The sequence below is a fragment of the Pseudomonas sp. 5.2 genome, from assembly GCF_059025405.1.
On the sequence record NZ_JBYBHH010000002.1, the window covers coordinates 41,623 to 54,314 of the forward strand.

Annotated in this window: 10 protein-coding genes and 1 pseudogene; 6 read left to right on the forward strand and 5 right to left on the reverse strand. The window is 62.3% G+C overall.

Going from position 1 to position 12,692, the window contains the following annotated elements; translation table 11 throughout:
• Positions 1–34: 34 nt before the first annotated feature.
• Positions 35–742 carry an autoinducer binding domain-containing protein gene (locus AC5PZ0_RS03835; RefSeq protein ID WP_493854395.1) on the reverse strand — a complete coding sequence of 236 codons (708 nt, stop codon included), beginning with the start codon at positions 740–742 and terminating at the stop codon, positions 35–37.
• Between the two features lie 213 nt (positions 743–955).
• Between AC5PZ0_RS03835 and AC5PZ0_RS03840 the strand changes: the two genes are divergently transcribed.
• Positions 956–1,732 carry a ferredoxin--NADP reductase gene (locus tag AC5PZ0_RS03840; RefSeq protein ID WP_027595229.1) on the forward strand — a complete coding sequence of 259 codons (777 nt, stop codon included), beginning with the start codon at positions 956–958 and terminating at the stop codon, positions 1,730–1,732.
• A 32-nt stretch (positions 1,733–1,764) separates the two neighbouring features.
• Here the strand turns inward: AC5PZ0_RS03840 and mscL are convergent, their stop codons facing one another.
• Positions 1,765–2,184, reverse strand: coding sequence for a large-conductance mechanosensitive channel protein MscL (gene mscL / locus AC5PZ0_RS03845; protein ID WP_027595230.1), 420 nt, complete (start codon positions 2,182–2,184; stop codon positions 1,765–1,767).
• A 176-nt stretch (positions 2,185–2,360) separates the two neighbouring features.
• On the opposite strand from mscL, the gene radA reads away from it, so the two are divergent.
• Positions 2,361–3,731, forward strand: coding sequence for a DNA repair protein RadA (gene radA, locus AC5PZ0_RS03850; RefSeq protein WP_027595231.1), 1,371 nt, complete (start codon positions 2,361–2,363; stop codon positions 3,729–3,731).
• Positions 3,732–3,960: 229 nt separating this feature from the next.
• On the opposite strand, the gene AC5PZ0_RS03855 is transcribed toward radA, so the two are convergent.
• Positions 3,961–5,478, reverse strand: coding sequence for a nucleobase:cation symporter-2 family protein (locus AC5PZ0_RS03855; RefSeq protein ID WP_099430435.1), 1,518 nt, complete (start codon positions 5,476–5,478; stop codon positions 3,961–3,963).
• Between the two features lie 265 nt (positions 5,479–5,743).
• Complete coding sequence (locus tag AC5PZ0_RS03860; protein WP_493854396.1) at positions 5,744–6,106, reverse strand: PilZ domain-containing protein; 363 nt, start codon at positions 6,104–6,106, stop codon at positions 5,744–5,746.
• Between the two features lie 164 nt (positions 6,107–6,270).
• Here AC5PZ0_RS03860 and AC5PZ0_RS03865 point away from each other — a divergent pair, with 164 nt between their 5' ends.
• The 3 genes from AC5PZ0_RS03865 (at position 6,271) to yjiA (ending at position 9,608) form a co-directional block, all read left to right on the forward strand.
• Positions 6,271–8,337 carry a carbon starvation CstA family protein gene (locus tag AC5PZ0_RS03865; protein WP_012274172.1) on the forward strand — a complete coding sequence of 689 codons (2,067 nt, stop codon included), beginning with the start codon at positions 6,271–6,273 and terminating at the stop codon, positions 8,335–8,337.
• Positions 8,338–8,354: 17 nt separating this feature from the next.
• Positions 8,355–8,552 (forward strand): YbdD/YjiX family protein, encoded by a 198-nt coding sequence (locus AC5PZ0_RS03870; protein ID WP_027595234.1) that lies wholly within the window; start codon positions 8,355–8,357, stop codon positions 8,550–8,552.
• Between the two features lie 78 nt (positions 8,553–8,630).
• Positions 8,631–9,608, forward strand: a complete 978-nt coding sequence (yjiA, locus tag AC5PZ0_RS03875; protein ID WP_493854397.1) for a GTPase — start codon at positions 8,631–8,633, stop codon at positions 9,606–9,608.
• On the opposite strand, the gene AC5PZ0_RS03880 is transcribed toward yjiA, so the two are convergent.
• A complete protein-coding gene (locus tag AC5PZ0_RS03880; RefSeq protein ID WP_493854398.1) occupies positions 9,568–11,055 on the reverse strand; it encodes a methylenetetrahydrofolate reductase C-terminal domain-containing protein in 1,488 nt (495 codons plus the stop codon). The genes yjiA and AC5PZ0_RS03880 overlap by 41 nt on opposite strands.
• Positions 11,056–11,575: 520 nt before the next feature.
• Here AC5PZ0_RS03880 and AC5PZ0_RS03885 point away from each other — a divergent pair.
• Positions 11,576–12,628, forward strand: a pseudogene (locus AC5PZ0_RS03885) (5-methyltetrahydropteroyltriglutamate--homocysteine S-methyltransferase); the annotation flags it as partial.
• Positions 12,629–12,692: the final 64 nt, after the last annotated feature.

Consider the following 12,692-nt stretch of genomic DNA (forward strand, 5'->3'; position numbering starts at 1 on the left):
TACAGGGCTTTGCCGATGGTCGCAGAAATGGCTGTCAGATCCACCCACGCAGGGCGGCAATGGCGATGGCGCCGGCCTTGTTGGCGGCGTTGGTCTTGGTGATCACGCTGCGGATGTGGAAATTCACCGTGCTTTGCGACAGCGACAGGATGCAGGCGACGTCGGCGGCAGTCTTGCCGGCGGCTGACCATTTCAGCACTTCCAGTTCCCGCTCGCTCATTTTCGGCTGGGGTGGGCAGAGGGCGTTCAGGTGGTGCTCGCACAGCACGGCGTGCAGGGTGTGGCACAGCCACTGCACGCTGCCGCTTTTTTCGTACAGTTCGTTGATCGTTATATTATCTGCGGGCCTGGCGACGCTGACCTGGCTCTCGTTGTGTTGCAAGTCATGCAGCGACTGTGTCCAGCCATGACGCAAGCCGTGCTCGCAGGCCGCCTGGCGAAAATGCGGCGCTTCACGGTACAGCTCGTCGCTCCAGAGCACCGGCGTGGTCTGGCAATGGCTTAGGCGTGCGGCTGGGTCCTGCTTGTAGAACTCATCGCGTTGATAGCACTCGATCCACTCGGCGGGATAGTTGCTGTAGAGGTACACCCGGGGCGTCTGGGTGGCGATCTGGATGCGGATGTTCAGCCCGAGGTGTTGCATGCCGAGGTCCTGCACCAGGTGCACAGCGATATCGAACAGCTTCCGTGGGGATCGCTCGCTGACAAAATGGTGAAGATGCTCAGGCTTCCAGTGATGCATCCGTAACACTCCGAAGGGGCAACAGGATCCAATCCGTTTGCATACCCGCATCATTGTAGGAAAAGACCTAGTGTAGCGTTGGGATTTTTTGTTATAGCGATCAGGATTATCTGCGTCATCGGCAGCATCGGCGTGGTGAGGCCTTACAAACCGGTGGTTTTTATCCAGGCCGCTTTGCGCGACACTGTGCGCACGTCAACCTTGGAGCCCGATATGACCGCCAGCGCCGAAAAGTTCACCCGCCAGACACTGCTCGATGTTCAGCCATTGACGCCGAACCTCTTCAGCCTGCGGGTCACGCGCGATTCGGGTTTTCGCTTCCGTGCGGGCCAGTTCGCTCGCCTTGGCGTGACCAAGGCCGATGGCAGTGTAGTCTGGCGCGCCTATTCCATGGTCAGCGCACCCCATGACGAGTACCTCGACTTCTTCTCGATCGTGGTGCCCGGGGGGGAGTTCACCAGCGAACTGAGCCGGTTGGGCGAAGGTGACAGCTTGCTGATCGACCGGCAGGCCTTTGGTTTTCTGACCCTCGATCGCTTCATCGGCGGCCGCGACCTGTGGCTGCTGGCCACCGGCACCGGCATCGCACCGTTCATGTCCATCCTGCAGGACTTCGAGGCCTGGGAGCGGTTTGACAGCATCAAACTGGTGTACTCGGTACGCGAGGCGAAGGAGCTGGCCTACGTGGACGACATCGCCGGGTTGGAGCAACGTGATTACCTGGCCGAGTTTGCCGGTAAGTTGCAGTTCATTCCGGTGGTCACGCGTGAGCAGCACCCCGGTGCGTTGAATGCACGTATTACCACGCTGATCGAGAATGGCGAGCTGGAGAAGGCGGCGGGGCTGGAACTGTCGCCTGAGCATTCGCGCATCATGCTCTGCGGCAACCCGGAGATGATCGATGAAACCCGAAAGGTGCTCAAGGCGCGTGACCTGCAGTTGAGCCTGAGCAAGCGGCCTGGGCAGGTGGCGGTGGAAAACTACTGGTAACGCACGGGGCCGCAATGCGGCCCCAGTACGTTTCAGGGCAAGCGGTTCTGGTTCTGCGTCTTGAGCAGGTCACGAATCTCGGTCAGCAGCGTTTCTTCAGCGCTTGGCACGGGCGGCGCGCTCGGTGCCACGGCTTCTTCGCGCTTCAGGCGGTTGATCGCCTTCACACCCATGAAGATGGCAAACGCAACGATCACGAAGTCGATCACGGTCTGGATGAACTTGCCGTAGGCCAGCACCACCGCCGGAATGTCACCTTCTGCAGCCTTCAAGGTAATCGCCAGGTCACTGAAGTCCACGCCTCCGATCAACAACCCCAGTGGCGGCATGACAACGTCACCCACGAAGGACGAGACGATCTTGCCGAAGGCCGCGCCGATGATGATACCGACCGCCATGTCGACGACATTGCCTTTGACCGCGAAGGCCTTGAACTCACTGATCATGCCCATGTTCGATTCCTTTGTAACAAATGGTGAGGTAAACGCAGTGTAAGCCACTTAAACGCTTCATGCGTTAGGTACAGCCCTAATGACTGTGGTTAGAACGAATAGTTTTGTCGCATCTCGAAGCGTTCGAGACACGTCTCGCTCGGCTATCATGGCGGTTTTTCCAGGAGAATCCGCCCATGGCCAAGGCCAAGCGCTTGTATGGCTGCACCGAGTGCGGCGCGACCTTTCCCAAATGGGCCGGCCAGTGCGGTGAATGCGGGGCCTGGAACACCCTGGTCGAAACCATGATCGAAAGCGGCGGCGCGGCTGCGCCCAGCAGCGGCCGTGCCGGCTGGACCGGGCAGCAGGCGCAGATCAAGACACTGGCCGAAGTCAGTGTGGAAGAAATCCCGCGTTTTACCACCAGCAGCACCGAACTGGACCGCGTACTGGGCGGCGGCTTGGTCGACGGCTCGGTGGTGCTGATCGGGGGTGACCCAGGCATCGGCAAGTCGACCATCCTGCTGCAGACGTTGTGCAACATCGCGGTGCAGATGCCCGCGCTGTACGTCACCGGCGAAGAGTCGCAACAGCAGGTGGCCATGCGCTCGCGCCGCCTGGGCCTGCCCCAGGACCAGCTCAAGGTGATGACCGAAACCTGCATCGAGACCATCATCGCCACGGCCCGTGTGGAAAAACCCCGGGTCATGGTCATCGACTCGATCCAGACCATTTTCACCGAACAACTGCAATCGGCGCCCGGCGGCGTGGCCCAGGTGCGCGAGAGCACGGCATTGCTGGTGCGCTACGCCAAGCAGAGCGGCACGGCGATTTTCCTGGTCGGCCACGTCACCAAGGAAGGCTCGCTGGCCGGGCCGCGCGTGCTCGAGCACATGGTCGATACGGTGCTGTATTTCGAAGGTGAGTCCGATGGCCGCCTGCGGCTTCTGCGGGCGGTTAAGAACCGTTTTGGCGCGGTCAACGAACTGGGCGTGTTCGGCATGACCGACCGCGGCCTCAAGGAGGTCTCGAACCCGTCGGCGATCTTCCTCAACCGCACCCAGGAAGAAGTGCCGGGCAGTGTGGTGATGGCCACCTGGGAGGGCACGCGGCCGATGCTGGTTGAGGTGCAGGCGCTGGTCGATGACAGCCACCTGGCCAACCCGCGCCGGGTGACCCTGGGCCTGGATCAGAACCGGTTGGCCATGTTGCTGGCGGTGCTGCACCGCCACGGCGGCATTCCCACCCACGACCAGGACGTGTTCCTTAACGTGGTGGGCGGGGTGAAGGTACTCGAAACCGCGTCTGACCTGGCGTTGCTGGCTGCGGTGATGTCCAGCTTGCGCAACCGGCCGTTGGCCCATGGGCTGCTGGTGTTTGGCGAAATTGGCCTGTCGGGTGAGGTGCGGCCGGTGCCCAGCGGCCAGGAGCGGTTGAAAGAGGCGGCCAAGCACGGCTTCAAGCGGGCCATCGTGCCCAAGGGCAATGCGCCGAAGGAGCCGCCTGCGGGGTTGCAGGTGATTGCCGTGACCCGGCTGGAGCAGGCCTTGGACGCCCTGTTCGAGTAATCCTGCACCGGCCTCTTCGCGGGGCAAGCCCGCTCCCACAAGGTGGACTGCAAACCTGTAATTCCCTGGACTGCCCCCAAGAAGTTGGACACCAATACAACCCTTGGGGGATCTATGGGCAAGTACACCCTGTGGGAGCGGGCTTGCCCCGCGAAGAGGCCGGTGCAGCAAACAAAAAGGGGAGCCGACGATGCGCATCGGCTCCCCCGCGTAACCGCTCAATCAGCGGTCAATGCTCGGCAACCGCACTGCGCCTGGGCGCCTCGTTGCCATGCTCGTCCAGCTCCATCATCGGCACTTCATTACCCTCCGCATCGAACAGCTTGCCATCCTTGAAGTAGTCGCCATCGCGCAGTGCGGAGATGTCCGAATACTGGATGGTGCGCTCGTAGGCCGCAGCGAACACCGACTGCTGGTCCGAATTACCGGCTGTGAAGTGGTTGAAGATCAGGTTCAGCAGGATGGCCATGATCGCCGCCGAGCTGATGCCGGAGTGGAAGATGGTCTCGAACCAGTTCGGGAAGTGGTGGTAGAAGGTCGGTGCGGCAATCGGGATCATGCCGAAGCCCAGCGACGCGGCGACGATGATCAGGTTGACGTTGTTCTTGTAGCTGACCTTGGACAGGGTCCGGATGCCGCTGGCCGCCACGGTGCCGAACAGCACGATGCCCGCGCCACCCAGTACCGGGGTGGGTACCGCGGCAATCACCCGGCCCATGATCGGCAGCAGGCCGAGCACCACCAGAATCACGCCACCGGTGGCCACCACATAACGGCTCTTGACCCCGGTCACGGCCACCAGGCCGACGTTCTGGGCGAAGGCACTCTGGGTGAACGAGCCGAAGATCGGCGCCAGGATGCTCGACGCCATGTCGGCACGCAGGCCATTGCCCAGGCGCTTGGAGTCGACCTTGGTTTCAATGATGTCGCCCACCGCAAGGATGTCGGCCGAGGTTTCCACCAGGGTCACCATGATCACGATGCACATCGACAGGATCGCGGCGATGTGGAATTCCGGCATGCCGAAATGGAACGGCGTGGGGAAGGCGAACATCGGGCCTTGGGTGACCTTGCTGAAATCGGTCATGCCCAGCGCCCAGGCGATCAGGGTACCCACCACCATGGCCAGCAGAATCGACAGACGAGAGATGGTCGCGCTGCCCAGCTTGCTCAGCAGCAGGACGATGGCGAAGGTCAGCGCCGCCAGGCCGATGTTGGCCATGCTGCCGAACTCCGGCGAGGCGCTGTTGCCGCCCATCACCCAGCGTGCGGCCACTGGCATCAGGGTCAGGCCGATGGTGGTGATGACGATGCCGGTCACCAGCGGCGGGAAGAACTTGGTAATGCGCGAAAACACGGGGGTAATCAGGAAGCCGATGAACGAGGCCGCCATGACCGCGCCCAGCACACCTGGCAGGCCACCGCCGCCCTCGCTGCTGAGAATCGCGCCCATGGTTGCCACGCCAGCGAACGACACGCCCTGCACCAGCGGCAGCTGACAACCGAAGAACGGCAGGCCCAGCGTCTGCAGCAAGGTGGCCAGGCCACCGGCAAACAACGAGGCGGCGATCAGCATGCCGATCTCGGCACCGTTCAGGCCTGCGGCCTGCCCCAGAATCAGGGGTACCGCGACAATCCCTCCATACATGGTCAACACATGCTGCAGACCATAGGCCAAGTTGGCCCCAAGGCCGAGGTTTTCATCCTCGGGGCGCTTGGCGGGAGACGTGCTAGGGGACGTAGTCATGGAGCAGGCTCTCTGCGTTTATTGTTGTGCCGCTACTGTAGACACTTCCTACAAATGATTGCCACAACAATTGTATACAATATTTTGATCGGAGCGCGAACAAGCAGGCTCGCAAGGTGTGCTAGAGCCCAATGCAGAACGCGTACCAAGTCGACAGAGGCTGTACTAGAGGGGTGTGTACAAAGCACTGCTACCCAGGCTTAAAGCTGTCTGGGTAGACAGGAAACACGGGGTGGGGAGGATGTTAGCTAGCTAAAAGATCCCATTATTCGATGAGTTCACGCAGCTCACGCATCATTTCGGTGCTGTCGGCCACGTTCAATTCCACAAGACGGTGCAAATGGCTCATTGAATCGATGTCGATGTAGAGGCAAACGAAGCCCAGACGGGTGGGTTCTTCGTGGCGCAGTTCCACTTGCATCTCTACCCGGGTGGAAGGGTCGAGGTGGATAATTGCCTCGAAGTCCTGCGTCAAGTCCGCTTCCCAGTTCGCCGGCCGTTCCACCAGCAGGCCTTTGAGTGAAACGTCCAGCAACTTCGTCGGCCAGCGCTGCAGGCCTTGGCGCAATTCGGTCGTTGCATCGAACTCGATGCGTTGAAAACGGCGGCGTTCGTCGTGATCGCTCATGGGGGACTCTCCGGGTGACAACCTGACTATAGTGAGTATGGTAGGTACATCAGGTACCGCAATCTGGCCGCAGAGGCTCTAGACCAAAGCAAGTGTGGCAATGCGCGATGACTCGCCCTAGACTCGATAGGCGGTCTTTCCAATCCACCAGCTGGAAGCAAACCATGAACAACAATAATAGCCTGCTACGCCATATTCCGTGGCTGGCGCTGGCAGTCATAGGGGCCTGCGCGCTGGGTGTGGTTGCCCTGCGTCGCGGTGAGGCGATCAACGCCTTGTGGATCGTGGTCGCGGCAGTGGCCATCTACTTGGTCGCCTATCGCTACTACAGCCTGTTCATCGCCACCAAGGTGATGCAACTCGACCCTCGCCGCGCTACGCCGGCGGTGCTCAACAACGATGGCCTGGACTACGTCCCGACCAACAAACACATCCTGTTCGGCCACCACTTCGCCGCCATCGCTGGCGCCGGCCCGCTGGTCGGCCCGGTACTCGCCGCGCAGATGGGCTACCTGCCCGGCACACTCTGGCTGATCGCCGGTGTGGTGCTGGCCGGTGCGGTGCAGGACTTCATGGTCCTGTTCATGTCCACCCGCCGCAATGGCCGCTCGCTGGGCGACATGGTGCGCGAGGAAATGGGCCGCATCCCCGGCACCATCGCCTTGTTCGGCTGCTTCCTGATCATGATCATCATCCTCGCGGTGCTGGCGCTGATCGTGGTCAAGGCCCTGGCCGAGAGCCCATGGGGCATGTTCACGGTGATGGCGACCATCCCGATCGCGATGTTCATGGGCATCTACATGCGCTACATCCGCCCGGGCCGCATTGGCGAGATCTCGGTGGTCGGCGTGGTGCTGCTGCTGGCATCGATCTGGCTCGGCGGCGTGATCGCTGCAGACCCGGTCTGGGGCCCGGCGTTCACCTTCACCGGCGTGCAGATCACCTGGATGCTGGTGGGTTATGGCTTCGTCGCTGCCGTACTGCCGGTTTGGCTGGTACTGGCACCGCGTGACTACCTGTCGACCTTCCTCAAGATCGGCACCATCGTGGGCCTGGCCATCGGTATCCTGATCATCGCGCCTGAGCTGAAAATGCCGGCCCTGACCCAGTTCACCGACGGTACCGGCCCGGTCTGGAAGGGCACCCTGTTCCCGTTCCTGTTCATCACCATTGCGTGTGGTGCGGTATCGGGCTTCCATGCGCTGATCTCTTCGGGCACCACGCCCAAGCTGCTGGACAACGAAACCAACGCCCGTTACATCGGCTACGGCGGCATGCTGATGGAATCGTTCGTTGCCATCATGGCCATGGTTGCCGCCTCGGTGATCGAGCCGGGCGTGTACTTCGCCATGAACAGCCCGGCCGCCGTGGTCGGTGCCGACGTGGCGTCGGTGGCGCAGACGGTCAGCAGTTGGGGCTTCCTGATCACCCCTGAGCAGCTCGAAGCGGTCGCCCGCGACATCGGTGAGCACACCATCCTGGCCCGTGCCGGTGGTGCGCCAACCTTGGCGGTGGGTATCGCACAGATCCTTCACCAGGTGCTGCCGGGTGAAAACACCATGGCCTTCTGGTACCACTTCGCGATCCTGTTCGAAGCGTTGTTCATCCTGACCGCCGTGGACGCCGGTACCCGTGCCGGCCGCTTCATGCTGCAAGACCTGCTGGGCAGCTTCGTGCCAGCCCTTAAGCGCACCGAATCGTGGGGCGCCAACCTGCTCGCCACCGCCGGTTGCGTGGCACTCTGGGGCTACTTGCTGTACCAAGGCGTGATCGACCCGCTGGGTGGCATCAACACCTTGTGGCCGCTGTTCGGTATCTCCAACCAGATGCTGGCCGGTATCGCCTTGATGCTGGGTACCGTGGTGCTGATCAAGATGAAGCGCCAGCGCTACATCTGGGTGACCCTGCTGCCGGCTGTGTGGCTGCTGATTTGCACCACCGCTGCGGGCCTGATCAAGCTGTTCGACCCGAACCCGGCCGTGGGCTTCCTGGCCCTGGCCAAGAAGTACAGCACCGCCCTGGACGCTGGCCAGGTACTGGCCCCGGCCAAGGACATCGGCCAGATGCAGCACGTGATCTTCAACGCCTACACCAACGCGGGCCTGACGATTCTGTTCCTGCTGGTGGTCTTCAGCATCCTGTTCTTCGCCATCAAGGTCGGCTACGCCGCCCTCGGCCGCAAGGAACGCACCGACAAGGAAACCCCGTTCCAGGCGCTGCCTGACGCGTAAACGAGAGGACTGCAGCTATGTTCAACGACCTGGGTCGACTGGGTAAGTACTTGGGGCAGGCAGCCCGCCTGATGGTCGGCATGCCCGACTACGACAACTATGTCGAACACATGCAGAACAAGCACCCGGACAAACCGGTGATGAGCTACGAGGCGTTCTTCCGCGAACGCCAGGAAGCGCGCTACGGTGGCAAGTCCGGGCCCAAGTGCTGTTGAGCCTGCAACACCTGTGAACCTGTGGGAGCCCGGGCAACCGGGCTCCCACAGTCATTTTCAGCTTCAGGAGTACATCGCGTGCAAACGCCTATCCCCGTCACTGTACTGACCGGCTTTCTGGGTGCCGGCAAGACCACCTTGCTCAAGCACATGCTCAAGGCCGAGCACGGCCTGAAGATCGCCGTGATCGAAAACGAGTTCAGCGAGGCCGGCATCGACAGCCAACTGCTGGGTGACGAGCCGGTGCAAGTCATGACCCTGGCCAACGGCTGCGTGTGTTGCAGCATTCATGGCGACCTGACCCGTGCCTTGTACCTGCTGCTGGAACGCCTGGACGCTGGCGAGATCGCCTTCGACCGCCTGGTGATCGAGTGCACCGGCCTTGCCGACCCGGCACCGGTGGCGCAGACCTTTTTCATCGACGAGGACCTGCGTGACCGCTACATCCTCGACGGCATCATCACCTTGGTCGATGCCGCCCATGCCGAGCTGCACCTGACCCAGGCCATCGCCCAGGCCCAGGTCGGTTTTGCCGACCGGCTGTTGCTGAGCAAGACTGACCTGGTCGAGCCGGCGGCGGTGGAGGCCCTGCGTGAGCGGCTGTCGCGCATCAACGGCCGTGCCGCTGTGCGTGTGGTCGAGCACGGGCGCATCGATTTGGCCGAGCTGCTCGATGTGCGCGGTTTCAACCTCAATACCGACTTGGGCGCCAGCCTTAAACCCACCCTGCGCCCGGTGCTCAAACCGGCCACCCCGGACCGCATCTCCACCCTGGTGCTGCGTACCGACACGCCGCTGGACATCGACCGGCTCAGCGACTTCATGAACGAACTGCTGGAAACCCATGGTAAGCAGTTGCTGCGTTACAAGGGCGTGCTGAACATTGCCGGCGAAGACCGTCGCCTGGTGTTTCAGGGCGTGCTGAAACTGTACGGCTTCGACTGGGATGCCGAGTGGGCAGCAGGCGAGGCACGCGAAAGCGTGATGGTGTTCATTGCCGACGAACTGCCCGAGGCTACGATTCGGGCTGGGCTCGAGGCTTTGAGCAAGCCTTGAGCCGCTGAGGTGCCTGAGCCGCGAACCAGGCCGGCCATGAACTGCGGTGGCGGGTGTGCACCTCGATGCACGGGATCAGGCGCTCAGTCAGCACGGCAGTCTGCCGCACGGCCTTGGCGGTGCGGTATTTGACACTGTGGATGCACTCGCGGTCGCCGAATTCGCAGCGGTTCAGCGAGGTACCGCCGCAGGGGCCGTTGGCCAGGCCTTTGGGGCAGGTTTCCGGGCAGATGTAGAGGGTGTCTTCGAGGCGGCAGCGGCCGCAGGTGTCGCAGCCCAGCAATGGGCGTTTCACCGCACGTTCCACCCCGTGCAGCACGCGGGCGCCCGAGGCCGAGGCCCACAGCGGTTGGCGAACGGCCCAGCCGAATGCCTTGCTCAGCCAGTTGTTGCGGCTGAACAGCAGGGCATGGAAGGCGTGCAGCAGGTGGTAGCGCGCTTTTTCTGTGCTCGACGCGCTGACTTTCGACTCGCCCTGGCGCCAGCTCGCTGCTGGGGGATGGAAGACCACGGCGGGCAGGCCGTGCACCTGCCAGCTGGCAGCCCAGGCGGGCGCCCATTGCTCCAGCGAATGGAGCTGCGCTTGCCAATATTCGAGGCGCTGTTCCAGGGCCAGCAACTGCTTGAGTTCGTGAATGCTCGACAGGTGCACACCGGCATAACCCATCAACTTCACACCGATGACCTGCAGGGCCAGGCGGTCGACGCTGCGCGCCTGTGCGTACGCCTTGGACACGGCGGCCTCGGCTTCGAGCATGTCGCGCATGGACGGGCTGACCGTCACCCCTGCCACGTGATCGAGCATGGCGGCGCGCCCGTGGGTAAGGCTCATCAGGCACGCCAGCAAAGGTTTCGGGTTGGGCTGACGGTTCATCCACGCCTGGGCTTCCTGATGCTTGCTGGCATCGAAGCCCAGTTGCAGGGTCAGGAAATCGGCCCCTGCGGCGAGTTTTTTCTCGGCTTTGAAGTACTGCGCCCCCCCTTCTTCCTCGCAGTACTTGAACGGGTTGAGGGCGGCACCCAGCAGCCAGTGCGGGCAGGCTTGGCGCGCGATCTGCAGGGCGGCCACCGATTCCAGGTAGCGCACCGGGCGCTGCCCAGGTTGGTGGCCGGGCAGGCGGTCGCCGGTGAGCAGCAGCAACTGGTCCAGCCCATCGGCGTCCATGCGTTGCAGTTGCGCGAGCAAGTGGTGGCGTTCGCGGTCCTTGCCCGAGAAGTGCGGCAAGGCCGGCACCGGCGAGCTGAAGCTGGCCAGGGCGTCGAGGGGCGACATGTCCAGCGGGCTGCCGACGCGATCACCGATGGCCACCGTCATCGGCCAGCCACACAGGTGCCCGCGGGCCATGATCGCTTGCATGGCGGCGAAGCGTTCCGCCGACGGCTTGGGGACGAACTCCATGACGCAGACGAAGGTTTTTTCGTGCAGCGCCGTTTTCAGAAGGCTCATGGATCGGGCACCGAATTGGGGCAGGGTGGCATTGTGCGGCAAATGGCCGAGAGGGTCATGTCCACATGCGTAGGGCGCTGCTCTGAACAAGACATCCCCGTGCTCTGCACCGGTGTTTTCGCGGGCTTCTGTATAGGAGCAGCCTTGCGCTGCGAAGAGGCCCGTATGCCGGGTAGAGATGTATTAGCCGTAAGGGCCTCTTCGCAGCACAAGGCTGCTCCTACAGGCCCGATGTTCAATGCGAAGTTCGTGATCCTCCAGGCGCGCACGTAAAACTCAGTGACTGCCAAATCCAGTCATGCGCACTTCTGTGTAGGAGCAGCCTTGCGCTGCGAAGAGGCCCGTATGCCGGGTAGAGATGTATTAGCCGTAAGGGCCTCTTCGCAGCACAAGGCTGCTCCTACAGACCTCACATAAACATGAGGAAATCTTGATTTCATCTTAAATTAAATGAGTTTGTCTCAAGGCTCGGTTGCCCCGAAAATTCCCGCATTCACTTTTGCGTTCAGAGGGGCAAGACATGGCACTGGCACACAACCTGGGTTTGGCGCGCATCGGCCACGATCGCGAACTGAAAAACGCCCAGGAAGCCTTCTGCACCGGTGAGCTCGATGAAGCCGGGCTGCGCGCGGTAGGCCGTGATCTGCGTGTCACCCACTGGCAGGAACAGAAAGACGCAGGTATCGACCTGCTGCCCGTGGGCGACTTCGCCTGGTGCGACCAGGTGCTCACCCACTCGCTGACCTTCGGCGTTGTGCCCGAGCGTTTGCGCAGCCACGACGGTGCCAAGCCAACCCTGCAAACCCTGTTCGCCATGGCACGTGGCCAGGAAATGACCCAGTGGTTCGACACCCACGCTCACTACCTGGCACCTGAGTTCAGCGCCGATCAGCAGTTCGCCCTGAACTGGGAGCAGCTGTTCGAAGAGGTTGCAGAAGCCAAGGCCCTGGGCCACGCGGTCAAGCCCGTGGTGATCGGCCCGCTGACCTACCTGTGGCTGGGCACCACCCAAGGCGCCGACTTCGACAAGCTGGAACTGGTCGATCGGCTGCTGCCGCTGTACGACGAAATCTTCAATCGCCTGGCCGCGCAGGGTGTCGAGTGGGTACAGATCGACGAGCCGATCCTGGTGCTCGACCTGCCGCAGGACTGGAAAAACGCCTACGAGCGCGTCTACAACATCCTGCAGCGCGCACCGCTGAAGAAACTGATCACCACCTACTTCGGTGGCCTGGAAGAAAACCTCGGCCTGGCGGCCAACCTGCCAGTCGATGGCCTGCACATCGACCTGGTGCGTGCCCCAGACCAATACCCCACCATCCTCGACCGCCTGCCCGCCTACAAGGTCCTGTCGCTGGGCTTGGTCAACGGCTATGACGACACGGCCGGCGACCTGGAAAAAGCCGTTACCGTCCTGCAGCACGCCGCCGAACGCCTGGGTGACCGCCTGTGGGTCGCGCCGTCTTGCTCGCTGCTGCACAGCTCGGTGGGCCTGGCCGTGCAGAAGTGCCAGCAAGTGGCCGTGCTGGCCAACGCCGTCAAAGCGCCAGAGGCTTTTGACGTGGCGGCTGCCTAACACCTCCTTGCCGTGTGATGAGGTGCTTATAATGCCGGCTCGAAACGTACTCGACAGGGAG